We start from the raw sequence: 25,467 nt of genomic DNA, 5'->3' as shown, positions 1-25,467 counted from the left end.
CCAATACATGTCTGCATTTTGAGGGGACGGCAATGAACATTCGTGGATTTGGCGTTCACACGGCAATGTGGGCAATGGAATGGACAAGGGCCGCCGCAGAATTTGCAATTCCCAGTGCGGCGTCCCACGGCATTGATTTCCTTGAAATCACCATGCTCGACCCGGCAGGCGTGGACACGCAGCATACACGCGCCCTTCTGGAAAAATACGAGGTTGCCTGCGTCTGCTCGCTCGGCCTGCCACTGGACAAGCTGCCGACCAACAATCCGCATGGGGCGTTGGAGTTTCTAAAGCATGCGTTGGATCAGTCGGCTGCCATTGGTGCCCAGGCAATGAGCGGTGTGATTTATGGCGGCATTGGCCAGCGCACTGGCAAGCCCCCGACGTCGGATGAAATTGACGCCACCGCGCGCGTTGTCACCGAGGCTGCAGCTTATGCAGCAAAACTTGGGCTGGACTACGGACTGGAAGCTGTGAACCGGTACGAGAACCACATCCTCAACACCGCGCAACAGGCGGTCGATATGGTTGAAAAGGTTGGCGGGTCCAACCTGTTTGTTCACCTTGACACCTATCACATGAATATCGAGGAAAAAGGCATCGGCAATGGCATTGTCATTGCTCGGGACCACTTGAAATATATCCACCTTTCCGCAAGCGATCGCGGCACGCCGGGGCACGACACAATTGCCTGGGACGAAGTCTTTGCAGCTTTGGCCGCAATTGGCTTTACCGGCGGAATGGCGATGGAAAGTTTCATCGAGGTGCCGCCACAGGTGGCCTCCGCATTGTCTGTCTGGCGGCCGGTTGCGCCCTCGCGCGAGGAAGTACTGGGTGAGGGCCTGCCGTTCCTGCGCGGCAAGGCGCGGCAATACGGGCTGATTTAGAGCCTTGTCCTCTCGTTGAAACGCAGCCGTTTCAACGAGAAATGCTCTGGATACTAGTTTTGCGCATTGTCTTGCCGTTGAAACGTAGCCGCTTCAACGAGAAATGCTCTGGCCTTCGGCCTTAAATCCGGGCTGCATCAGCACCTTGATCGATTCCGTGCCATATGCCTTGCGCACCGCCGTATCCCAATCTTCCAAGCCGTAGCGGTGTGTGACAATTCCCTTCGAGGTGACGAGGCCACGCTCCAGAAGATCAATGGCGATAGGGTAGCAATAGGGTCCCAGATGCGCGCCCCGCACATCCAGTTCCTTGCGGTCGCCAATAATCGACCAGTCGGCAGAGGTCTCCTCGCCAAATACCGAAAACTCCACGAAACGGCCGAGTTTACGGATAATTTCGAGCCCCTGCGTCACTCCAGCAGGCACACCCGTTGTCTCGATGTATACGTCGCAGCCATAACCGCCCGTCAGTTCCCGAACCACTTCAATCGGGTCTTGTTGCTTCGGGTTGATAGTAATGTCTGCGCCAAACTTCCGCGCCAGTTCCAGCCGCTGATCTTCAAGGTCGATAACCACCAGCTTTTTGGGTGTTTTAAGCCGTGCCACCTGCGCCATCATCAAGCCCAGTGGCCCGGCACCGGCGATGACCACCACATCCGCCAGTTGAATGTCGCCACGCTGCACCGTGTGAATGGCACAGGCCAGCGGTTCAATAATCGCCGCATCGTCCAGCGAGATGCTTTCCGGAATGATGTGGACGCGTGATGTTGGCGGGAGCCGCATATATTCGGCCATGCCGCCATCTGCCACTTGCCGCTGGAAGCCGAATATATTGTGCACTTCGCACATCCAGTATTTGCCTTCACGGCAATAGCGGCACTTGTCACAAGGCACAATCTGCTCGGCAATCACGCGGTCTCCCGCCTTGACGCCAAAATGCTCCTCGGCATTTGTACCGAGTGATTCCACAATTCCGAAAAACTCATGGCCAGGAATGACAGGCGGTTTGACCCATGGCGTCTGCCCGGCCCAGAACATGCGCGCGCCTGACCAGCACTTGCAATCACTGGCGCAAATTCCGCACGCAACAATTTTCAGAACAACTTCCCTGTCGCCCGGCTCCGGGCGGGAAACCTCTTCAACCCGATAGTCCTTCGGACCATGGCAGACAATTGCCGTCATTCGGGCAGAACTTCCGACATGTGACATTAGTTATGCTCCGACTGCTGGTGCAACATGGGGCACTGCGTCGCCGCCGTGCTCAAACAGGTAGATGTGCCGAGGCTCAATGGAAACCGACGCGGTGTCGCCTGGGTTGATGTCCGGGCGCCCCGGAACCACAAGTGAGAGCACATCGCCTTCCGGCGGCCGAGCATAGATCTGCGTGGCACCGCCAAGATTTTCCGAAAAATCCACCTTGAGCGAAAGCACCGGCGGGCCGCCAAGCGAAAGATGCTCAGGCCGCATGCCAAGAATGATTTTATCGCCCGCCGCGAGACCCGGCGCTGAGCGTGCAAGTTTCAAAGTGCCATTTGCGAAAGCCGAGTGACGGATGACAATGCCCTCAGGCTTGATCTCGACAATCTCCGCATGGAGAAAGTTCATTTTCGGTGAGCCGATAAAGCCCGCCACGAACAGATTTGCAGGCTCGTCGTACAATTGTGTTGGGGTGCCCACCTGTTCGACAATACCACCGCGCAGAACAACAATGCGGTCTGCCAGCGTCATGGCCTCTATCTGGTCGTGGGTCACATAGACCATTGTCACACCCAGAGCGCGGTGCAGTTTGGCAATTTCCACCCGCATCTGTGTGCGCAGTTCCGCATCCAGATTGGACAATGGCTCATCGAACAAGAACAGTTTTGGATTGCGCACTATGGCGCGTCCAATGGCCACACGCTGCCTTTGTCCACCGGAAAGCTGGCGTGGCTTGCGGTCGAGCAGCGGTTCAATCTGCAAAATTCGCGCAGCTTCGGCAACACGCTTGCTGATTTCTGCCTTGCTGGTTTTGATCATGCGCAGCCCGAAGGCCATGTTATCAAACACGCTCATATGCGGGTAAAGCGCATAGCTTTGAAACACCATGGCAACCTGCCGCAATGCAGGCTCGACATTGGTGACAACCCGATTGTCGATTGAAACATCGCCGCCGGTGATATCTTCCAGCCCGGCGATCATGCGCAGCAATGTGGATTTGCCGCAGCCCGACGGGCCGACAAACACCACAAACTCACCTTTTTCCGCCGTAAAACTGACCCCCTTGATGACCTGATGCTCACCATAGGTTTTTGTGACGTTGTCGAGGCTTAGGAATGACATGTCAGATTTCCATTTCTTCAGCGGATTCGGCTTCCAGCAACATCCGGGCGACAAGTTCGTCTGTGACCAGATGGGTCACGTAATTGCCGCGCAATGCTGCCCTGAGGACCGGCTCTTTGTGCGCGCCGCCTGACGCAAGCAGCCGAACGGGAATTTTTTGAAACGTTTCCGGTGCGAGGCCCATAACACGAGATCGCAACGGGTGATCGATCGGAATGCCGTCGCTTCCCAGAAACGTGGCGAGGATGTCTCCGACTGCTCCGGCCTTTTTAAGGCTTTCCAGCTCCTGCGAAACGATGTTGGTGCTGACAAGAATTGAAAGTGGCGACATATCGCCTGCCGAGATGACAGCAACGTCAACCTTGCTTGCCAGATCCAGAACCTCTTCCAGACCGGGGTGGGCCATCAGCGCCGAGCGAATTTCAGTCGTCGGACAATAAATAGGGGCCGCCAGATAATGGCATTCCGCACCTATGCGGTTGGCGACTGCCGTAGCAACACCCACGGTGTTGATGCCAGAGCCGCGCGTCAGGCTGCCCATCAGCGTAACCACATGGCTGCGGGCCAACCGCCGGGACGAAAGATTGCGCACACTGGCCCAGAGCGTACGGCCCCAACCGACACCCAGCTTCACACCATCATCCAGCAAAGTGTTCAACAACGTGCCAGCGGCTTCGCCAATCACGCGCTGGGTTTCCTGCACGTCGTCCAGCGAAGGAACAACTACGGCTTCCGTCAGGCCGAAGCGGACACGCAGGCCCTCAGCCAGTGCAACGCAGCCTGCCATTGGCAATTGAATATCAAACCGGACCGCGCCTTCTGTGCGCGCCTGGCCGATGATGCGGTTAACCCGTAGCCGGGTCAGCCCCAGCTTTTCAGCAACCTGCTGCTGTGTCAGCCCGCCAACATAATAATACCACACGACCCGCGTCAGCAGTTCTTCTGCCTCATAACCGGCATCTGCCGGAATGAAGCCTGCCGAAATCGGATCATCCAATGTGGTTGTGCTCACTTGGTCGCTCCCATCGTCAGACCTCTGACCATATGACGTGAGACGAGAATGGCGAAAATGGTGACCGGCAACACAATCAACGTGCCTGTTGCCATGATTTTACCCCAGGGCAATTCGTAGCCGGACATGAAACTGGTGGCGATAACCGGCGCTGTCTGGACGTTTCTGCGCGTCAGCACCAATGCGTAAAGCAGCTCGTTCCAGGAGAAAATAAAGCTGAAAATTGCTGATACGGCTATGCCAGGCAGGCCAAGCGGCAGGTAGATCTTTCGGAAAATTGTGAACTGGCTGGCGCCGTCCAGCCGCGCCGCCTGCTCCAGCTCATTGGGAATTGATCGGAACTGGTCAGTGCAGATCCAAACGACAATCGGCAGGTTGAATGTCAGGTATATCAGGATCAGCACCGCGTAGCTGTCCAGGAGACGCAGTTGATTGGCCAGAAGATAGACTGGCAGAGCCAGAACGATAGGCGAAATCATGCGGTTGGAGATGAACCAGAACCACAGATCGGATTTGCCGCGGAAGTCAAACCGGGCGAGCGCATAAGCCGCCGGTGCGCCCAGGGCCACGGCAATGGCCGTGGTAATGGATGCAACGATAACGGAATCCATGATCGACGAAAGGACGCGGGCATCCGCAAGCACTGCACGATAATGGTCAAGCGTCGGACTGAAAATCCACAAAGGCGGCGAGGCAAGAAGATCGGCCTGCTGTTTGAAACTGGATGATACCATCCAGTAAAACGGAAACAGCGTGAAAAGGACGACGAGCAGCAGCCCAATGCCGTGTAATGCGCGGGATAGCGGCGAATTCATTATTCGATCTCCCGATAGAACAGGCGGATATACAGCCGGCTTATCAAAATTGTGATGATCAGAAGCACGATGGCCTGTGCCGAAGCCATGCCCATGTCGAACACTCTGAAACCAACACGCTGGATGTAAACTGAGATAAGATCTGTTGCCGAACCGGGTCCGCCACGCGTCATGACAAACACCATGTCAAACAGTTTGAGAACATCGGCTGAACGCAGGATCAGGATTGCCGTGAAACCGGGCAGAAGATAGGGCAACTGAACATAGCGCAGCATTGAAAAACGCGATCGTGTTTCCAGCCTTGCCGCCTCTTCGATCTCTACCGGCACCATGGACAGGCCAGCCAGAAAGATGAGAGCGCAGAAGGGTGTCCACTGCCAGATATCCATCATGACAATAGCGGCAAATGCGCCTGATGGAGAGCCAAGCCACTCTATCCGGGCGAAGCCAAGCCAGCCGATGAACTGATTGGCGACACCAAAATCACCGTTGAAGATCAACCGGCCGACCAACCCCACAACCGCATAGGTTGTTGCCAGTGGCACAACCAGGGAAACGCGAGCCAAAGCGCGCAAAAATCCGAGGCCAGGACGGTGCAAAAGCAAGGCTATTATCAAGCCGAGAACAAGCTGCACGGGCATGGACGTCAGATAGAAGCGGCCGGTCAGCGCCAGGGCGTTCCAGAAGGTGGAGTCGTTGAAAACTGCAATGTAATTGTCAAAGCCGATAAACGGAAACCCATCCCGCGGGCGGGTGATGTTGTAACGGCGAAACGAGGTGACCAGTGCAAACAGCAGCGGGTATATGCCCACGGCCAGCAGCACAAATACCGAGGGCGCAAGAAACCAGAATGGTGTCCACTTGGCATATCCCCGGTTTGGCGATCTGATATCTGATGCCACGCCGCTTCCCCTTATTCCAGATTGGTATGAACCGCGCGCATCTGCGCTGCCGTCACATTCAGTCGTTCTTTCAGTGACAGAACAAGCATCTCAAACAAAACAAACAGTGCACCTTCATACAGCGAGCCCATCGGCAAAACTGAATCGCCATGAATGTCGTTCGCCATGGTCTGAGCTGGCACCAACACACGGCTGGTGGCAAGTCTGCCTGCCGGTGCATCCGGATTGGCAGTGAACAGCAGCACGTTTGCGCCTGCTTCCCGAGCAACGTTCATCAATGCCTCGACCGTGGAAAAGCTGCCCGGTCCGGCAGAGACGACCAGCAAGTCCGAGCGACACAGAGCCGGTGTTGTCATATCGCCAACCACAGAGGCCGAAAGCCCCAGATGGAAAAGCCGCATGGCAAGACCTTTGATTTGCAGACCCTCTCTGCCAACACCATAAAGTGCAATATTGTGGGCTGAGGCCAGTGCTTCGATGGCGGCGGTGTACTCACCGCCATCAATGCCGCCCATTGCGTGGCCGATTTCGGCCAACGCTTTATTGTAGGGGCTTGTCATCCAGTCTGTCCTACTGCAGCAGTTCTTTGTTGCCGCCGTAGTAGCCTTCCTGATCCAGCACTTGTTCCATACGGGTGCCGATTTCCTGTGCGCCTGCTTCGGTTGTAACCTCACCAAGCATCATCTTGCTGCCCCACTCGGCAACAATTTCGGAAATTGCAGGCCACGCCGGGAAGCGTGGGCGGTATTCCGGAACACCGGCCTGCCACGAAGCAACCATTGGCTCAACGAACTGATATTTTTCCTGGATTTCAGGCTGTTCGTAAATCGCAGTGCGCCCGGAAACGCCGCCTGCTTCAACATAGGCATTGGCAATCTCTTCCGACGTTGCCCACTGAATGAACAGCCATGAGGCCTTCTGCAGGTCTTCAGGAGCCTGCGCTGCTACAGCCAGCGAGAAGCCACCCAGTGCCGGCAAGCGGCCGGCGGGCCCCTCTGGTTCCGGTGCAACCGCCAGACATTCACCCAATGTGGATGTGGCCGGATCTGCCAGCGTGGAGTAGAAGGAAGACCACTCAGTGATCATCGCCACCTGGCCCTGGGCCAACGCGTTGACAGCTTCGTTGTGGTCATAGCTGACAATGCCCTGTGGCATGTATTCCATCAGTTCCTGCCGGAACTGCAGGCCAGCCTGGCTCTCTTCACTCATCAGGTTGGAACGGAACTCGTCATTCAGCAGCGAGCCGCCAAATGGCCACAAGACGCGCATGAAGCTATCGGCCGACTGGGTTTCACCACGTCGCGACTGCAGGGCAAATGCGTATTTGTTTTCAGCCGCATTGGTCAGCTTGGGGCCGTAGGTGTCTTTCAACTCGGTCCATGTGGCAGGCGGTGCATCAAAGCCCGCTTCCTTGAGCATGCAGCTGTTGTAAAACAGGAGGCCCGAATAATTGTCGAATGGCAGCCCGTATACGACGTCATCCCACGTGCCGAATGCATCCAGCAAAAGCGGGAAAAATCCTTCCAGGTTCAAGTTCGGGTCGGTTATTTCCGCATCGCTGGTGAAATTCTCAACCGGTACAATCCAGCCGTTTTCTGCAAATTCACCAATCCAGACCAGATCCACCAGCGCAATGGTCAGATCGCCGTTGGAGGTGAAGTTCAAGACCTGCCGCTCGCGTGAATTTTCGTAAGGCACAATCTCGTAGTTGACCTTGATGCCCGTTGCTTCTTCAAACTGTGGCAGCAGGTCGATAATTGCCCGATAACCCGGACGATCCAGGAATATCACGCTCAGTTCTGAGCCCTTGAAGGGTTCAGCAGCCTTTTCAAGGGTCCAGCCAGCGGCGTCCTGTGCCATAGCCTGTGGCGCGCCCAGCGTAAGCGCCAGTGCGCTTGCGCAGGTTAGCAGAAGCTTTCTCATAAATTCCTCCCCGGTGTGCAAAAACTTTGGCAGCGACAGACGCACCTGAACGGTTGCGGATCGGTTCTGCTTTCTGCTGCCTCCCTAATGACAACCTATGTTAGGACACCTGCTTGTGGTTGAAAAGAGATTTTGTAAAAATAAAAATACAAAATTTCATTTGATGCGGATGGAGACCTCAATGAGCTATTTTTCGAACAGGCGCGTGCTGGTGACCGGCGCGGCCAAAGGTATTGGACGTGCCACCGTTAAAGCGCTGGTGGAGGAGGGCGCGCAGGTTGTGGCAGTGGTACGTGCATCCGATCAGGCGCAAGAGGTTTCGAGCCATTTTGGCTGCGAAGTGCACATTGCCGAACTTTCAGACGTAGCCGCTCTTGAGGAGCTGATGCGCAATGTCACGCCTCTGGATGATCTTGTGAATTGTGCAGGCACAACAACGCTTGAGTCTGTTCTGGATTTCCAGCCCCGAACGTTTGACGACATCATGGCGGTGAATTTGCGTGCGCCTCTGGTGCTAGCTCGCCTGTTTGCGCAAGGGCTTGTCGAGCGTCAGGCTGTCGGAGCTATCGTTAATGTTTCCAGTCTGGCTGCGAATGTCGGCATTCGTGATCATGCCATCTACTGTGCTTCAAAAGCAGGGCTGGATGCGGCAACCCGGGTTATGGCGCTGGAGTTTGGTGCGCTGGGTATAAGAGTCAATTCCGTCAATCCGGTGGTTACATTGACGCCCATGGCCGTGAAGGCATGGAGTGATCCTGCCAAGTCTGAGCCGATGCTGGCGCGGATCCCGGCGGGCCGTTTCGTCGAGCCGCACGAAGTCGCTGATGCAATCCTGTGGTTGTTGGGGAATCGGGCATTGATGGTGAACGGTATCTCCATGCCGCTCGATGGCGGATTTACCGCTGTTTAACCAATTGAATCCGCACCTATGGTCATTTGGTCACAGGTGGCGACCTCCCGATCAGATTGCAAAAAATATAACATTCATACATTGAAACACTAACCTTGGTTCTATAACATATAAAAGGAGTCAATATATAATTTGTATGTAAGGTTTGGTTTCATGCCTAGTTTTCCAGATATTCACAGCATTTTAAAAGCGTTTGGAGATGCCGCTAGCGGCGAAGGAAGGACTGAGCAGGCCGGAGATCAGGCAAGACAACAAGGGGGCGGCACCCCTGAGTATGTGTTAACGGATGGCTTGGATCGAAAAGTCATCCGTCACAATCAAGCCAGTTCGATCAAGCCGCTGGCCGGGCGGCGCTACAAAATCTTCAAGCGCATTCTCAATGGCGATGAGGAGATATTGCAGGATGTCACCGAAGTTGCCGTTATCAAGACTCCCGATGCGGAAGGTGGTGATCTCATCCTGTTGCTGGATGGTTCGACGCGCCTGATTTTCCAGGAATTTTTCTCGATCTGCGATGATTTGCTATGCGGAGTGGAGCTGCCTGGACTCGGCGGCACGCGCGTGGTTATCGACAGCAGCACGGTTGCGCTGGCTCGTGGTGCCGACGGGTCGGTGCTTGTCTATGTTTTCGGTGACTATGGTTCGCTGTATGACATGGCCGAGAGCTTCTCGTCCTACTACGACGTGCTGGATCCAAGAACATGGGGTGGGCGCAAGGTTGCTGCTGCTCCGGTTGTTGAAGAGGTTGCGGAAGAGGGGTCCTCTTCCATGCTGTTCACCATCGGCGGGATTGGTGGTCTGCTGGGTGGTGTTGCTGCTGCAATGGGCGGTGGCGGCGGTGGCAGCGGCGGCGGCGGCGTGGATCCGACGCCAGTCCCGCCCACTCCAAATCCGGTGGACCCAACGCCGGTCAGTCAGATTATCACTGTTCGTGGTATGGTTGTTGCCGGCCCTGTCGTGTTCGGGCATGGGCTGACGGCAGCGCTGTATCGTGCTGATGGAACATTGCTTTCCGGTCCGGTTGAAGTCAGTTCCGATGGTAGTTTTACGCTCACATTCTCTGCCACGTACACTGGTGCGGTGATAGCACGCGTTGTCGATCTGGACTCCGGCTTCGACTATATGGACGAGGCGATTGGCGATGCTAAGGATCTGGTCGGCGATTTGCGGGCTGCATTCTCCAATTCGAGCACCATTGCGGCGACCATCACAATCTCAATTTCACCTATCAGCGAGCTTGCTGTTCGCTTGCTGGGTATGTCGGGTGGTGACGGAGGAGCATCGGCGATCGTTGGTGCTGATGTCACGCCAGCCAAAATCGCAGAAATCAACGCCGCGGTGGCCGGCGTGTTCGGCATTGGTGGCGATCTTTTGCAGTCCATTGTCGCCGTTATCAATACCAACGGTTCTGCGAACGCCGGCGCAAACTATATAGGTTTTGTGCTGGCAACGCTTTCCGGCCTGGAGGCATTGCACGGCGTGGAAAAGGCATTGTCAATCATGACAAGTGCCTTGTTGCGCGGTGACAGGCAGGAAGTCATTGGCCTTGTCATCGCTGGTGCAAACATGGCGGATGACCTGCAGTCCACGGTTGCGGTTGTTTCCGGGATGTTGCAGAAAAACGGTGACGTCGCAGTCGCAGGCGCGGCCGCACGGCAAATTGCCGGCTCGCTTTCAACGATGACGGCTTTGCAGCTCGCTGCCATCTCGCCTTCGGTTTTGGCCAGCCTGACGCCGACTGAAATTGCACAAATCCCGACATCTGCCATGTCTGGCCTGACAGTGCAGTTGCTGCAGGTTTTGTCGCCCGCCCAGTTGCAGGCGTTGAATTTCGCCGCTGGCCTGTCTTTCGAGCAGGTGCAGACGCTTGGGCCCGTTCAGCTTGACGCTCTCTATCACTCCGGTACATCAACGATTTCGGGCGTGGTTCCCGGCAGTGCAACCAATGTCGGCAAGCCGCAATTGAGTGGAACGCTGACCGTTGCCTTGCATCCTGGTGTTCAGATTGTCGTTTATGACGGCAATGTACGCATGGGTGTTGCAACAATTGGCCAGGATGGAAAGAGCTGGACCTTCACGCCATCTGGCAAACTGAGTGAGGGTGCGCACTCATTCAGTACGAGGTTCGAGGTTCCAGGCGGTAGTTCAACGACCGCTTCCGTCAATCTCGCCTTCACGGTTGAGCTGGTGTTCAGTTCCGCCATTGTTATTGGAGAGCCGCGCGACAGTGCCTTTGCACCGATGATCGGGGCTATTGAGGGTGACAACGTCATCAACTCTGCAGAAAAGGGTCGTACCGTTTCGTTCAGTGTCTGGCACGAACCGGCCCTTGCAGGGGCGCGGCTGGAAATCTACCACAACAATGTTCGTGTCGATGTGGTTGTCCTCTCAGCCGGGCAGTCCCACACCAATGTTGATCTCAGCGCAGCGCTTTTTGCCAATGCTCTGGACGGTTCTTCCCAATTGATCAGAACGCGCATTGTGCAGCCAAACGCACTGGCAGGTGAGTTCAGCCAGAGCCGAAAGGTCACAATTGATACCAGAAATGATCTGGAAATTGCGGCGGACACTTCGGTATCAGACGGGGCGATGCACGGCGAGCTCATGGCAGGCTCCACTCAGATCAAGGGTGAGCTTGGCGCCTTGATTACCGTCACCTTTACGGCGGGAAGCAAAAGCGTTGTCAAAACAATGGTCGGCACCGGCGATTGGCAATTGGTAACGCTGACATCCGATCAGGCGAAAAGCCTGCGCGGGGCGCTGGATCAAACTGTTCATGTCAGTGCTGTTTCGACAGATCCGGCCGGCAATGCATCATTGGTCAAGACAAGCAGCTTTGTTGCGGAAGCTTTGCCTATTGGCGTTCATGCCGGCAGCATCTACCGTGCTTTTGTCGGCGACGGGGTTATCAACATCGATATCTGGGGCGGTGTTCAGCACGGAAATCTGACGCCACAGCAATTCATCATCACCAATCTGGATGGAACAAAACTGGTATTTGCACAGTCGGCCGTGCTGTCCGATCCGGTGAACGGCTACAGCAGACTGGTCCTGACTCCAGAGGGGCAACTGCCGGGTAACATTGTCATTTATGTCGGTACTGACCTTCTGGACGACGCCGGGCGACCGGTTCTTGCGATGGCGGTTATTGCCGGCAGCAACGCGGCGGACATCATTGATGCCGGCAATTTCAAAGTTGCAGTTATTCTGAACGGTTATGAAGGCGATGACCAGCTAACCGGAACGATTTACGACGACATCATTGACGGCCAGGCGGGCAATGACGTGCTGACTGGTGGAGCCGGCAGCGACATCTTCATTCTGGCCGCAAACGGAACCGACACCATCACAGACTTCAGCCGTGTGCAGCACGATCAATTGGATCTGCGGCGCTATCTCACGGCATTGCACAACTATATCGACCCTGACCGGTTGGGTGACTTTCTGACTTTGGCCAGAGTTGCCGGGACAGATCACGCGGTCATTCGGGTGGATACTGACGGCGTAAACGGAACGCCGGAAATGATCATCAATCTGACCAGCTTCTATGCCGCGGGCAATTTTTCTCCGGCTGTCACACTGGAGCAACTGGTCTATGCCGGCGTCATTCTAGTTGGAAATTATGGTGAGGCCGTTGCTCGCTATGCGCCAACCATATACGACCGGTGGATTTGCCGAGAGCACGACAATTTACGATCTCATTTTCAACGGCCATCTGGTGATTTGATCGGACACAAAGGCTGTGCGGTTCTGCCGCACAGCCAGACCAGATTTCTCAAAAACCCGTCGCGCTTTCGAAATTCAGCGGAATGTGAATGCGGCTTTTTCGGGTGATCTGGAACGGTTCAAGTCGTTGCGCTGCAACTTGTAACGGGGTGTTAACCTTAACAAGGCATTCTGTTCGCGCCGAATCCTATTGTCTGGCGCGCCATTTTTTAACCGGATTTGCAGGTAAAAGGAGCGTGGGGCAGGGGCGATCCGGATGGCGGCGCATTGATTGACCATGCGCCCGCCGCCTCAAACATTCATTTTATGGCAACCGCGCCAAACGGGCTGCGGCCATTCGAGGGTTGAATTCATGAACGAAGTTGCCCAGACAAGTCTTGCAGCGCATGGCAGCGGTGTTGGCCTGATGGATCTTTTCTGGCAGGCCGGATTTGTCGTTAAAATGGTGATGCTGGGCCTGCTCGCTGCTTCCATCTGGACATGGGCAATTATTTTCGACAAGGCCACCCGCTACGCGGCATTTCGTCGGCAGCTCAACAATTTTGAGAACAATTTCTGGTCCGGCCAGTCTTTGGAAGAGCTTTACCACACCCTTGCCGACCGCAAGACGACCGGCATGAGTTCGGTTTTTGTTGCCGCCATGCGCGAGTGGAAGAAAAGTTTCGAAAAGGGTGCACGTTCTCCTGTGGGACTGCAAACCCGCATCGAAAAGGCAATGGATGTGACCATTGCCCGTGAGAATGAAACCCTGGAATCCCGACTTGGATTTCTGGCAAGTGTCGGCTCTGCAGCGCCGTTTGTCGGCCTGTTTGGCACTGTCGTGGGCATCATGACCTCGTTCCAGGCCATTGCCGCCTCCGAGCAGACCAGTCTTGCTGTTGTGGCTCCAGGCATTGCCGAGGCCCTGCTGGCGACTGCCATTGGCCTTGTGGCCGCTATTCCTGCGGTTGTTGCCTACAACAAGCTGTCATCCGACGCGACCAAGCTAAGCTCTCGCATGGAAGCTTTTGCAGACGAGTTCTCTTCCATCCTCTCGCGGCAGATCGACGAGAAAATGACTGCACGCTGATCGGCGCAATGCAAACCAGGAGCTGATAGCATGGGCATGTCCAGTGGAGCCGCAGGCGGTTCGTCCCGAAATCGGCGCGGCCGCGCCAAACGCCAACCGATGAACGAAATCAACATGACGCCAATGGTGGACGTGATGCTTGTTCTGTTGATCATCTTCATGGTGTCAGCTCCGCTGATGACCGTGGGCGTGCCCCTGCAACTGCCGGAGACAAACGCCCGCGCACTGAACGCCGACAAGCAGCCGATCACGATTTCTGTTCAGGCTGATGGCAAGATTTACATTCAGGAGTCCGAAATTCCGGTCGATGAAGTTGTCACCAGGCTGCAAGCCATTGCCCAGACCGGCTATGAAGAGCGGATTTTCGTGCGTGCCGATCAGGCCGTCGAATACGGTACGGTCATGAAGGTCATTGCCCGGATTTCATCGGCCGGATTCAGCAATATCGGCTTTGTGACGGCCCAGGACGCGCAAAGCTGACACCATGAAGTCTCTTGCAACCTCTACCGCGCTGCATGCTGTTATCCTTACAATGGGGTTGTGGGCCTTTGGCGAACCCAGACCATTGGATTTGACCCAGGGCGAGTCCCTGCCGGTAACACTTGTCACGATGGAAGAGTATAGTCAGGCAATGATCGGGGCAGAAGACGCGCCGGTTGCCGAAACATCAACCCCAGACCCGACGCAGACGCCTGAACAGACGCCGATGCCTGCAGAAAACGTAGGCGACAACGAAGTGGATCTGGAATCTCCGCCCAGACCCGTTCCCGCGCCGCGTGACACTGTACAGACAGCCACTGCCGAAGCGCCGCCACCACCCGCGCCACAAACACCGCCGACACCGGAGCCGGAGCCGCAGGTTGAGCCAGAGCAACCGGTTGAGCCCCAGCCGCCCGAGCCAGAGGCGGTGGCCGAGCCACAGCCTGCCGAGCCTGCAGAGACAGCGCCCGAGCCGGAAGTGATTGACGAGGCAGCGCTGCCGGCGGAAACGCCGCCAGAGCCGCAAATGCCGCAGATGCCGCAGAACGTGCCGGTGCCACAGGCCAAGCCAACCCCGCCGCCAGCGCAGCGCGCCGCGCCACGGCCGGTGGAAACACGCACGACGGAAACTGCCAATGATGATGCCGAAAAGGAATTCGATGCGGATGAAATTGCCGCATTGCTGAACCGTGACGCTTCGGCCGGTGGCGGTGCCCGTCGTTCTACCGAAACGGCCAATCTTGGCACCACCCGCCAGACCGGCTCGAAACTGAGCCAGTCCGAGCTGGACGCATTGCGCGCGCAGGTTTCCCGCTGCTGGTCGCCGCCCGTTGGTCTGGCCGATGCCGGGCCATTGCTGATCACCGTGACAATGCAACTGGACCCGACCGGGCAATTGATGGGAATGCCGCAGATTGTACGGGGCGGCGGCAGTTCAATGGTGGAGCGTGCCGCTGGTGATGCCGCTGTGCGCGCGGTGCGCCGCTGCGCTCCTTACTCTTTGCCAGCCGACAAATACGACAACTGGGCGAATGTTACGATGAACTTCGACCCAAGCCAGATGTTCTAATTCCATGGTGCACCGGAAAATCGGCACAGCCATACTATCCCGGAGCCGGAAAGGGTCCCTAAACATGAAATTTCTGCTCAGGCACCTGATCGCTGTATTGGCATTGTCCGCTTGCGGACTTGCCATATCCGCTCCCGCCAAAGCGCAGGTGGAAATCGATATTACACAAGGTAATATTCAGCCATTGCCAATTGCGGTGCCAGCGTTTCAATCCAACAACCAGCTCGGCCAGCAGATTTCTGATGTGGTGACCGCGAACCTGAAACGTTCTGGTCTGTTTGCGCCAATTGCGCCGGCCGCGTTTATTCAACGCGATATCGGACCGGACGTGACGCCCCGCTTTCAGGACTGGACGGTGATCAATGCGCAGGCCGTGGTAACGGGGCGCGTAACCCCGGAAGCTGATGGCCGTTTGCGCGTTGAGTTCCGGTTGTGGGACACATTTGCAGGGCAGCAGCTGGATGGCCAGCAGTTTTATGCCAATCCCGACAACTGGCGCCGCATAGCCCACATTATTTCAGATGCGATCTACGAGCGTTTGACGGGTGAAAAAGGATATTTCGATACACGCATTGTTTTTGTTGATGAAACCGGACCGAAAGATCAGCGCCGCAAGCGTCTGGCTATCATGGACCAGGATGGTGCAAATGTCCGCTATCTGACGCAAGGCGATGATCTGGTTCTCACGCCACGCTTCTCGCCCAGCCGGCAGGAAATCACCTACATGTCGTTCGGACAGTCGAATCCGCGCGTCTACCTGTTGCAACTGGAAACCGGCCAACGTGAAATTGTTGGCAATTTCCCGGGCATGACCTTTGCTCCGCGCTTTTCGCCTGACGGACAGCGCGTGGTTATGAGCCTTCAACAGGACGGCAACTCGAATATTTATTCGCTGGATCTGCGCTCCAGAGCAACGACCCGCCTGACATCCAGCAACGCTATTGATACTTCACCATCCTACTCGCCGGATGGCTCGAAGATTGTATTTGAAAGCGACCGTGGCGGCAGACCGCAAATCTACGTCATGGGTGCAGATGGCAGCGGACAGACCCGAATCTCATTCGGGCAGGGGTCTTACTCAACGCCTGTCTGGTCACCCCGCGGCGACTTGATCGCCTTCACCCGTCAGTCGGGCGGGCAGTTCCAGATTGGTGTCATGCGGACAGATGGCTCCGGTGAGCGTATCCTCACGTCCGGCTTTCACAATGAAGGGCCAACCTGGGCGCCCAACGGCCGTGTCCTCATGTTTTTCCGCGATGAGCGTGGTGGCGCAGGACCACAGCTCTATTCCATTGATTTGACTGGCCGTAATGAACAGAGAGTTGCAACACCAGGATTTGCATCCGACCCTGCCTGGTCGCCATTGTTGGAATAGGTTTGCAGCCTGAAAAAATTTGCGCGCCCGGGTGGCCTTGTTGACCGGGCGTTAACCTTGCTCATCGTAAACGCAATATAACAATAATCTGTTCAATTCGAAGGAGTCGGCCCAATGCGCCGCATCGCAACAGGCACTCTCAGCCGCACAGTATTGGTGCTGGTAGCCGCTCTTGCTCTCGCAGGTTGCGCCAAGAAAAATCAGGCGCTTCCTGATAATGCTGCTGGCCTTGGCCTTGGCGGCGCAGGTGGTTACGGCAGCGCCGCCCCTGGAACATCGCAGGACTTCACCGTGAATGTCGGTGACCGGATTTTCTTTGACACCGATTCTTCGTCCATCCGTGCAGATGCCCAGCAGACTCTGTCCCGGCAAGCGCAGTGGCTGAACCAGTATTCCAGCTACCAGATCGTGGTTGAAGGCCATGCCGATGAACGCGGAACGCGCGAATACAACCTGGCATTGGGCGCACGCCGCGCTGCTGCCACTCGCGATTATCTGGCCTCACAGGGTGTGCCAGCTTCCCGCATGCGGACAATATCTTACGGCAAGGAGCGCCCCGTTGCAGTATGCGACGACATTTCCTGCTGGTCGCAGAATCGCCGCGCTGTAACCGTGCTGAGCGGTGCCGGTAGCTGAGTATTTTCAGCAACAGTGATAAGCATTGAACGGCCCGTTACGGGCCGTTCGTCGTTTTAGCCCCGGTTTTAACTGTCGCCGTCAAAATTTGGCCGAACTAACGTTTTCCAGAGTGTAAAAGAAGCGTAAACACGGCAGTCCATGCGACGTTGGTTGCGACATATTGTTGAAATTCATGGCCGGCGTGCCGGCTCACGGGGAATTGCCCATGATCCACCTTTCACTACTGAAGTCTTTCGGCGCTTCAGGGAAAAGCCGAAATGCTCTGAAGTCTGGATACCGCTTTACGAGATTGCCGGTGATTGCACTGGCAGTAGCCGGAATGCTGGCAAGCCCGGCATCTGCAATTGACCTGTTTGGCGGGCAAAAGAGCCAGCAGCCTGTGCTGATGGCGCAGGCAGGTGACTCTGGCGTGCGCCTTTCGCAGTTGGAGGAAGAAATCCGCCGTCTGACGGGCAAGGTTGAGGAAATGTCATTCCTGGTTCTGCAATTGCAGGAACAGTTGCGCAATGCACAGGAAGACAACAACCTGCGTTTTCAGGATCTTGAGGGCGGTGGTGGTGGCGCTGCGCCACAGAGGCAGGGAAATGCCAGCCCGCAACCTGGCAGCAGCGGCGATCAGGACTTTGCACTTGGCGCGGGAGAACCCGCGCCATCGCAAGACGACGAGATTGCCGGAATGCTCAGCGCGGGATTGAACGAAAACACGTTCCAGAATGCGCCGCAACCGGCTACGCAGGCGCCGCCAGCAGAAGCCTCCAGCATGTATAATCAGGGCTATAATTATCTTTTGTCCGGTGACTATGTGCGCGCTGAGGAAACCTTCCGGCAGTACACCCAGGCTTATCCGACATCCGAGAACAGCGCCGACGCGCAATATTGGCTTGGTGAAAGCCTGTTTGCCCAGGAAAAGTATCGCGATGCGGCCGAGGTGTTTCTGAACGCACAGAAGCAATTTGGTACGAGCGCCAAAGCCCCTGAAATGTTGCTGAAACTTGGCATGTCTCTGGCCCGACTGGAAAACCGCGACACTGCCTGCGCAACTTATGCCGAGGTGGAACGACGCTATCCGCAGATCAATGACAATATCAAGCGCAAGCTGCAATCTGAGGAACAGGCCTCCAAGTGCAGTTAACTCTTTGACGACCGAAGATTTTCCGATTTCAGCGCCCGAAGCGGCGCAACTCATTTCAAGCACCTTGCCCAGGGCGCGTCCGGGCAAAGTTGTTCTGGCTGTTTCTGGCGGGGCCGATTCAACGGCCATGATGTTGCTGGCAGCGCAATGCTCCATCCCGGACATTCAATTTCACGTTGTGACGATCGATCATGGTTTGCGCGCAGAATCTGCTGCCGAAGCAAGCTATGTGGCTGATCTGGCGCAGCGGTTGGGTTTGCCGCATGACATAATCCGGTGGGACGGGCAGAGCAGCGTGAACAATCCGTCCGCGGCTGCGCGTGAAGCGCGCTACCGGATGCTGACAGACCGCGCGCGCCAGCTTGAAGCATTCGCTGTCATGACCGCGCACCATCAGGATGATCAGATTGAAACGCATCTGCTCGCCAAGGATCGGGGGGCCATAGGGGCGGGGCTGGCGGGTATGCGGCGCTGGCGGTCGCTTTTTCCAGACATTGTGCTTGCACGCCCGTTTCTGAGCATTCCGGCCTCCCGATTTCGCCAGACATTGCTGCTGCAGGGAATTAACTGGGTGGAAGATCCCAGCAACCAGAATGATCGATATGCCCGCGCCAGACTGCGCAAGCATTTGCAAAGCGTGCCGCGGCGGTCCGACCATTTGCATGAGATTGCCAAAGCTGCGGCTGAAAGAGCAGCTGCGGATGCTGGAATGGCGAAGACCATTGAGCATCTGGTCAGCCGCCAGGCGCTGATCATTGATGATGCGGCGCAGGTGCGACTTGAAATTTCTGCGATGCGCGAGTTGCCCGATGATCGTGCGAGCGAATTGCTGGCACGCATGATCACTGCGGCAGGCGGTGCACTTTACCCGCCCTCCGCTTCTGCTATTGAGCGCGTGATGGCGGGCCTAGGCGCCGGGCAGGTTGCTTCAACCCTTGGTGGATGCCAAATTCTGGCGGATGGCAAATATCTGTTGTTGCGAAGGGAATATGGTCGGCTGGGGCCCGAAATCTGCAATTTGGCCAAAGGGTGCCAGACGGTGGTTTTTGATCGGCGTTTCCTGATCGACATCCAAACTTCGGCCGGCGCGAAACTGTGTTCTCTTGGCTTTCTGCGCCGCGGAAACGCTGCTACCCGCTGTCTGCCCGTGGTGGTTGATGAGCAAATGCGAATCGTTGCGGCACATTCGAAAGTGGCAGGCCGCATCTCTCCCCTGGTTGAGATTCTCCCTGCACACGAAATCGTTTTTTGGCGGATGACCGCGGATTTGCCTGAATTTGCAAAATTTTAGCTCTAAAGCAGCCATTTTGCCCCAAATGCGCCCTTGCCTGTTGGCAAGGAGTTGAGCGATCACTATCTTGACCAAAGACGGGCGCGCCGTTGCTTGAGGCTCTTGCTGGCCTCCGGCGCAAATCCAGGACGGAAAATGAACCAGAATTTTCGCAATTTCGCCCTCTGGGCAATTATCGCGCTTCTGCTGATCGCGCTGTTCCAACTGTTCTCAAATGGTTCGCAATCGGCCAATTCGCGCGAGATTCCATACTCTCAGTTTGTCTCGGATGTGGAAGGCAACAGAGTTCGCTCGGTGACGATACAGGGTCCGCGCATTACCGGTGCCTACAGCGACAATTCCAGCCCGTTCCAGACCTATGCGCCAAACGATCCGGAATTGGTGACTCGCTTGCGCAATGCCAATGTGCAGATCACCGTTAGCCCGCCGGCCGATAACTCCAACCCGATCTGGTCCATGCTGTTGTCATTCGGCCCAATTCTGCTGATCCTGGGTGTGTGGATTTTCCTCATGCGCCAGATGCAGGGTGGCGCGGGCGGCAAGGCTATGGGTTTTGGCAAGTCCAAAGCCAAGCTTCTGACGGAAGCCCATGGCCGCGTGACCTTTGCCGATGTGGCCGGTGTTGATGAGGCCAAGCAGGACCTAGAAGAAATCGTAGAGTTTCTGCGCGAGCCACAAAAGTTCCAGCGTCTGGGCGGCAAGATTCCACGTGGTGTTCTGCTCGTTGGCCCTCCCGGAACTGGCAAGACCCTTCTGGCCCGCTCGGTGGCTGGTGAGGCCAACGTGCCGTTCTTCACCATTTCCGGTTCGGATTTTGTGGAAATGTTTGTGGGTGTTGGCGCTTCGCGCGTTCGCGACATGTTCGAGCAAGCGAAAAAGAATGCACCCTGCATTATTTTCATCGACGAAATCGACGCTGTTGGTCGCCATCGCGGAGCCGGTCTTGGCGGCGGTAATGATGAGCGTGAGCAAACCCTGAACCAGCTTCTGGTGGAAATGGACGGGTTTGAGGCCAATGAAGGCATTATTCTGATTGCGGCCACCAACCGTCCCGATGTTCTGGACCCTGCCTTGCTGCGTCCGGGCCGCTTTGACCGTCAGGTCATGGTGCCCAACCCGGATGTTGGCGGTCGTGAGAAGATTCTGAAAGTGCATGTGCGCAATGTGCCGCTGGCTCCGAATGTGGACCTGAAGATCATTGCACGGGGTACACCAGGCTTTTCAGGCGCCGATCTTTCCAATCTTGTCAATGAAGCTGCGCTGATGGCTGCCCGCCGTTCCAAACGGCTGGTGACAATGCTGGAATTTGAAGACGCCAAAGACAAGGTGATGATGGGCGCTGAACGCCGCTCCATGGCCATGACCGAGGATGAAAAGCGCCTGACGGCTTACCACGAGGCCGGCCATGCCTTGGTCGGCATTCTGGAGCCACACAATGACCCGCTTCACAAGGTAACGATTATTCCGCGCGGTCGTGCGCTTGGCGTGACCATGAACCTTCCGGAACGCGACCGCTACGGCATGCGCAAGAATGAGATGGAGGCGCGGCTTGTGATGATCTTCGGCGGACGTGCTGCTGAAGAGATTATTTACGGGCTGGACAACGTAACCACGGGTGCTTCCAACGACATTCAGCAGGCCACCAACATGGCGCGCGCCATGGTGATGGAATATGGCATGAGCGACAAGCTTGGCCGCTTGCGGTATCGCCAGAACCAGGAAGAGATTTTCCTCGGTCACTCCGTTTCGCAGCAGCAGAACATGTCTGAAGACACTGCCAAGCTGATTGACTTTGAAGTGCGCGGCATCATTGAGGTTGCGGAAAACAAGGCACGCAAAATTCTGAAGGAGCATCTCGAAGAGCTGCATCTTCTGGCGAATGGCTTGCTGGAATATGAAACGCTTTCCGGTGATGAAGTGCGCGATCTTCTGGCGGGCAAAACGCTGGCGCGCGATATGGGTGACGATACGCCGCCATCCCGGGGATCGGCCGTGCCAAAGGCCGGTTCAACCAAGCCTTCCGGCAAGGAAGACGGGTTGGAGCCACAGCCATCGGTTTAAGAACCGTCAGGTGAGATTTTGATTGCAGATGCCGGGCAGAACCTGCCCGGCATTTTGCATTTTTATCTCCTGGCAGACCTGTTTTGCGAATTTCAGCATCAAACTGTTTGCTGGTGACATAGTTTTTTACTTTTTGTTGGACACTGCACGCCGATAAAAGAGCTTACGATTGGCCGACGGATTACACATATGAAAAGATCTTACTTCGGAACGGATGGCATTAGAGGGCGGGCGAATGCCCACCCGATGACAGCCGAAATTGCCATGAAGGTGGGTATGGCGGCCGGTATTGCTTTCCAACGCGGCAGCTATCGCCACCGCGTGGTGATTGGCAAAGACACCCGTTTGTCCGGCTATATGATTGAGAACGCGCTTGTGGCTGGTTTTGCTGCCGCGGGTGTGGATGTTTTTCTGGTCGGCCCCATGCCAACGCCAGCAGTTGCCATGCTGACGCGCTCTTTGCGCTGCGATATTGGCGTCATGATATCTGCGTCGCACAACCCGTTCGCCGACAACGGCATCAAGCTTTTCGGCCCGGACGGCTACAAGCTTTCCGACGAACTGGAACTGACAATTGAATCGTTGATCGATGAGGATCTTTCCAGGCGGCTGGTCACTGGCGGGCAACTTGGCCGGGCCAAGCGTATCGACGGTGTGCACGACCGCTACATCGAATTTGCCAAACGAACCTTGCCGAAAGACTTTTCTCTGGAAGGGCTGAGGGTCGCTATTGATTGCGCCAATGGTGCAGCTTACCGCGTAGCACCCGCTGTTCTGTGGGAACTGGGGGCCGAAGTTGTTTCCATCGGGGTTGAACCCAATGGCGTGAACATCAACCTGAATTGCGGATCAACCAACCCGGTTGCCCTGTCTGCAAAAGTGCGGGAAGTGCGGGCCGACATTGGCATTGCGCTGGATGGCGACGCTGATCGTGTGCTGATTGTTGATGAAAACGGCGAGATTGTTGATGGAGATCAACTGATGGCCGTGATTGGCGAGGCATGGGCCGAAGATGGAAGGCTTGCCGCGGGTGGCGTGGTTGCCACCATTATGTCCAACCTGGGTCTGGAAAGGTTTCTGACCGGGCGGGGCATTCAACTGGCGCGCACCAAGGTGGGTGACCGCTATGTTGTCGAACATATGCGCGAGCATGGGTACAATGTTGGTGGCGAACAGTCCGGCCATATCGTGCTTTCCGACTATGGCACAACAGGTGATGGGCTGATTTCGGCACTGCAGATACTGGCTGTGGTCGCACGGCAGGGACGAACCGTTTCAGAAGTTTGCCGCAAGTTTGACCCGGTTCCGCAGGTTCTGAAAAATGTGCGTTTCGCCGGCGGAAAGCCGCTTGAACGCAAGGATGTGTGTGAGGCAATCGAGACAGGGCGCGAACAGCTTGGTCAGAATGGAAGGTTGGTTATTCGCCCTTCCGGAACCGAGCCGCTGATCCGCGTCATGGCAGAAGGCGACGACCTGACACTGGTGAATGATGTTGTGGACAGCATTGTCGGCGCGCTTGGCCGCCAACAGGCGGCATGACGTCTGAGTGATTGAAACTGCCCCAAGGGTACAGTTTGGGGCAGGGCTGGGCGTTTAGCTTTCAGGCAGGGTTTCTGTCTGAAAGTTTGTTGCCATGGCTGTTCGCCACATTTATTTCGCTGGTCTTTGCCTGATTGCCGCACCGGCATGGGCAGCCGATGGCGACTTTTTGTCGGCTGCGCCTGAAATTGGCCAATTGCAGGCCACGTCCGGGTGGTATGCGCGCGCTGACCTGAACTATTCTTTCGAACAGTCCATCAAGGGCGACCGCGTTTATGTGTCGCCCGCGGGGGCTGAAGGCGGCAGTGCCTATATGGGGAAAGAGCCGATCAGCGGCGGCGTTGGCATTGGCTATCAGTTCAATTCAATTTTCCGAGCCGATATGTCGGCCCGCTACGGGCAGAACGACGTTTTTGCAGTGGGCGACACCAGTCTGGCCTGCGGCGTGGCGTGCAGAATTGAGGCCAGCACTTCCCAGAATGTGCTTGACCTTGACGTGAACCTCTATGCCGATCTTGGCACGATAATGGGGTTTACTCCCTATGTCGGAGCCGGACTCGGTGGCAGCTACGTTTCTTATGACAGTGTGGGCGGCGAATTGTGCGGCGTTACGGCGTGCCTTGATCAGGTTTTTGCCAGGGGTGATTCTGACTGGCGGCTATCCTGGTCGTTAATGGCGGGTGTCGCATATTCAATATCCGAGCAACTGATGCTGGATCTGGGATATCGTTATACGGATATTGCCGGGGGAGATGCCTTGAGCGGCCAATTGCAGCTTGCAGGCGGTGGTTTGCAGGACTTTACCCTGAAGGACAATGGCATTCACCGCCATACGGTGTCCGCGGGGCTGCGGTTTCGCTTCCAATAATCCGCGGCGGGTGATCGAAAGGTCACATTCAACGCTCCAACGCTTTGTTTTGTAGCGTTGTCCTGCTTCCAAAGCGGTTCCATCCCGCCGGGAAGCGCTTTAAAATTTTCCGCACGTGCAGATTGATGCTTGACGCCGGGCTGTTGCCTGGAATAGCACCGTCAGTGGGACACGCCTCCCCAACGAGGCGCTTCTATCTGAAAGGATAGCTATTATGGCTAATCTCGCCTTGCCGGCATCGCGTCCGGCCAATCCCCGCTTCTCTTCCGGCCCATGCGCCAAGCGTCCAGGATGGTCGCTTGAAGCTCTTGCTGACGCGCCGCTCGGCCGCTCTCACCGTGCTAAAATTGGCAAGGCCAAGCTTCTGCAGGCGATCGAAGACACGCGCGAAGTGCTGCAGGTTCCCGCTGACTACCGCATTGGCATTGTTCCGGCATCTGACACTGGTGCCGTTGAAATGGCGCTCTGGTCGCTGCTGGGTGCGCGTCCGGTCGATATGCTGGCCTGGGAAAGCTTTGGCTCCGGCTGGGTAACGGACGTCGTCAAGCAGTTGAAGCTACCTGACGCCCGCGTGCTGGAAGCTCCTTACGGTGAAATCGTTGATTTCGCGGATGTGAATTTTGAAAATGACGTGGTGTTCACCTGGAATGGCACAACCTCTGGCGTGAGGGTTCCCAATGGCGACGCCATTCCTGCTGACCGTGCCGGTCTGACAATATGCGATGCGACCTCTGCAGCCTTCGCGCAGGATCTTCCGTTTGACAAGCTGGATGTGGTGACATTCTCCTGGCAGAAAGTGTTGGGCGGAGAGGGCGCGCATGGCATGCTGATCCTCAGCCCTCGCGCTGTAGAGCGGCTGTTGACATACAAGCCGGCATGGCCGCTGCCGAAGATTTTCCGCCTGACTTCCGGCGGCAAGTTGAGCGAAGGCATTTTCAAAGGCGAAACGATCAACACGCCATCCATGCTGTGCGTTGAAGATTATCTTGACGCACTGGCCTGGGCCAAATCCGTTGGAGGATTGGCCGGCTTGCGCGCTCGCGCTGATGCCAACCTGGCGATTGTCGAGCGGTTTGTTGCTGAAAACAGCTGGATCGATTTCCTTGCGGTGAACGCTGATATTCGCTCGAACACCTCTGTCTGCCTGTCCTTCACGGCGCCGGAAATTTCCGCTTTGCCAAAAGATGCGCAGGATGCATTTGCCAAAGGCGTGGCCGGACTTCTGGAAAAAGAGGGCGTTGCGCTGGACATTGGCGCATATCGCGATGCGCCTCCTGGTCTGCGGATCTGGACGGGTGCGACGGTTGAGGCTGCCGATCTGGAGGCTTTGATGCCTTGGCTGGCCTATGCCTATGCAACGCAGAAGGCTTTGTTGGCTGCCGCAGCCTGAAGCATTTTCGATCTTGTAATCCAAAATCAAATTAACGGGTGTGCCGGTGCTGCCGCGCCG

General features: G+C 56.3%; 21 protein-coding genes. 14 read left to right on the top strand and 7 right to left on the bottom strand.

Translation table 11 applies throughout. The features are described 5' to 3' along the window. Positions 1–38 precede the first annotated feature (38 nt). Complete coding sequence (locus FPY71_RS11980) at positions 39–887, top strand: sugar phosphate isomerase/epimerase family protein (protein WP_149300601.1); 849 nt, start codon at positions 39–41, stop codon at positions 885–887. 93 nt (positions 888–980) lie between these two features. Here FPY71_RS11980 and FPY71_RS11975 read toward each other — a convergent pair whose 3' ends face one another. From FPY71_RS11975 to FPY71_RS11945, 7 genes are read right to left on the bottom strand one after another with little or no spacing between them, the layout of a single operon-like run. Continuing rightward, positions 981–2,096: an alcohol dehydrogenase catalytic domain-containing protein gene (locus tag FPY71_RS11975; protein WP_149300458.1), complete on the bottom strand. Its 1,116-nt coding sequence runs from the start codon at positions 2,094–2,096 to the stop codon at positions 981–983. Between the two features lie 3 nt (positions 2,097–2,099). Continuing rightward, on the bottom strand, positions 2,100–3,206 hold the full coding sequence (locus FPY71_RS11970) for an ABC transporter ATP-binding protein (RefSeq protein ID WP_149300457.1): 1,107 nt from the start codon (positions 3,204–3,206) through the stop codon (positions 2,100–2,102). Position 3,207: 1 nt separating this feature from the next. Then, on the bottom strand, positions 3,208–4,218 hold the full coding sequence (locus tag FPY71_RS11965; RefSeq protein WP_246160385.1) for a sugar-binding transcriptional regulator: 1,011 nt from the start codon (positions 4,216–4,218) through the stop codon (positions 3,208–3,210). After that, a complete protein-coding gene (locus tag FPY71_RS11960; protein ID WP_149300456.1) occupies positions 4,215–5,033 on the bottom strand; it encodes a carbohydrate ABC transporter permease in 819 nt (272 codons plus the stop codon). Before FPY71_RS11960 ends, FPY71_RS11965 begins: the two co-directional genes overlap by 4 nt. Further along, a complete protein-coding gene (locus FPY71_RS11955; RefSeq protein WP_188052319.1) occupies positions 5,033–5,935 on the bottom strand; it encodes a carbohydrate ABC transporter permease in 903 nt (300 codons plus the stop codon). Before FPY71_RS11955 ends, FPY71_RS11960 begins: the two co-directional genes overlap by 1 nt. A gap of 11 nt (positions 5,936–5,946) precedes the next feature. Continuing rightward, positions 5,947–6,495, bottom strand: coding sequence for a phosphoheptose isomerase family protein (locus tag FPY71_RS11950; protein WP_149300454.1), 549 nt, complete (start codon positions 6,493–6,495; stop codon positions 5,947–5,949). Positions 6,496–6,505: 10 nt separating this feature from the next. Continuing rightward, positions 6,506–7,858: an ABC transporter substrate-binding protein gene (locus FPY71_RS11945; protein ID WP_149300453.1), complete on the bottom strand. Its 1,353-nt coding sequence runs from the start codon at positions 7,856–7,858 to the stop codon at positions 6,506–6,508. 181 nt (positions 7,859–8,039) lie between these two features. On the opposite strand from FPY71_RS11945, the gene FPY71_RS11940 reads away from it, so the two are divergent. The 13 genes from FPY71_RS11940 (at position 8,040) to FPY71_RS11880 (ending at position 25,407) form a co-directional block, all read left to right on the top strand. Next, positions 8,040–8,768 (top strand): SDR family oxidoreductase, encoded by a 729-nt coding sequence (locus FPY71_RS11940; RefSeq protein ID WP_246160383.1) that lies wholly within the window; start codon positions 8,040–8,042, stop codon positions 8,766–8,768. Between the two features lie 291 nt (positions 8,769–9,059). Next, entirely contained in the window at positions 9,060–12,602 is a 3,543-nt protein-coding gene (locus FPY71_RS18770) for a type I secretion C-terminal target domain-containing protein (protein WP_281287497.1), read from the top strand. Between the two features lie 244 nt (positions 12,603–12,846). Beyond that, on the top strand, positions 12,847–13,563 hold the full coding sequence (tolQ, locus tag FPY71_RS11930) for a protein TolQ (RefSeq protein WP_149300451.1): 717 nt from the start codon (positions 12,847–12,849) through the stop codon (positions 13,561–13,563). Positions 13,564–13,593: 30 nt separating this feature from the next. Then, a complete protein-coding gene (tolR, locus tag FPY71_RS11925; RefSeq protein WP_149300450.1) occupies positions 13,594–14,043 on the top strand; it encodes a protein TolR in 450 nt (149 codons plus the stop codon). A gap of 4 nt (positions 14,044–14,047) precedes the next feature. Further along, positions 14,048–15,112 carry a cell envelope integrity TolA family protein gene (locus tag FPY71_RS11920; RefSeq protein ID WP_149300449.1) on the top strand — a complete coding sequence of 355 codons (1,065 nt, stop codon included), beginning with the start codon at positions 14,048–14,050 and terminating at the stop codon, positions 15,110–15,112. Between the two features lie 64 nt (positions 15,113–15,176). Further along, entirely contained in the window at positions 15,177–16,487 is a 1,311-nt protein-coding gene (gene tolB / locus FPY71_RS11915; protein WP_149300448.1) for a Tol-Pal system beta propeller repeat protein TolB, read from the top strand. A gap of 114 nt (positions 16,488–16,601) precedes the next feature. Then, positions 16,602–17,123, top strand: coding sequence for a peptidoglycan-associated lipoprotein Pal (gene pal / locus FPY71_RS11910; RefSeq protein WP_149300447.1), 522 nt, complete (start codon positions 16,602–16,604; stop codon positions 17,121–17,123). Positions 17,124–17,331: 208 nt separating this feature from the next. Further along, positions 17,332–18,258 carry a tol-pal system protein YbgF gene (gene ybgF, locus FPY71_RS11905; protein WP_149300446.1) on the top strand — a complete coding sequence of 309 codons (927 nt, stop codon included), beginning with the start codon at positions 17,332–17,334 and terminating at the stop codon, positions 18,256–18,258. Between the two features lie 4 nt (positions 18,259–18,262). Next, positions 18,263–19,549, top strand: coding sequence for a tRNA lysidine(34) synthetase TilS (gene tilS, locus FPY71_RS11900; protein WP_188052318.1), 1,287 nt, complete (start codon positions 18,263–18,265; stop codon positions 19,547–19,549). Positions 19,550–19,684: 135 nt separating this feature from the next. Beyond that, on the top strand, positions 19,685–21,610 hold the full coding sequence (ftsH, locus tag FPY71_RS11895) for an ATP-dependent zinc metalloprotease FtsH (RefSeq protein ID WP_149300444.1): 1,926 nt from the start codon (positions 19,685–19,687) through the stop codon (positions 21,608–21,610). A 189-nt stretch (positions 21,611–21,799) separates the two neighbouring features. Next, positions 21,800–23,149: a phosphoglucosamine mutase gene (gene glmM / locus FPY71_RS11890; RefSeq protein ID WP_149300443.1), complete on the top strand. Its 1,350-nt coding sequence runs from the start codon at positions 21,800–21,802 to the stop codon at positions 23,147–23,149. A 94-nt stretch (positions 23,150–23,243) separates the two neighbouring features. Further along, positions 23,244–24,017 carry an outer membrane protein gene (locus FPY71_RS11885; protein WP_149300442.1) on the top strand — a complete coding sequence of 258 codons (774 nt, stop codon included), beginning with the start codon at positions 23,244–23,246 and terminating at the stop codon, positions 24,015–24,017. Positions 24,018–24,231: 214 nt separating this feature from the next. After that, positions 24,232–25,407 (top strand): phosphoserine transaminase, encoded by a 1,176-nt coding sequence (locus FPY71_RS11880; protein ID WP_149300441.1) that lies wholly within the window; start codon positions 24,232–24,234, stop codon positions 25,405–25,407. Positions 25,408–25,467 lie beyond the last annotated feature (60 nt).

It is taken from the genome of Aureimonas fodinaquatilis (genome assembly GCF_008369445.1).
GTDB lineage: Bacteria > Pseudomonadota > Alphaproteobacteria > Rhizobiales > Rhizobiaceae > Aureimonas > Aureimonas fodinaquatilis.
This window is presented reverse-complemented; position numbering and strand designations above follow the sequence as displayed.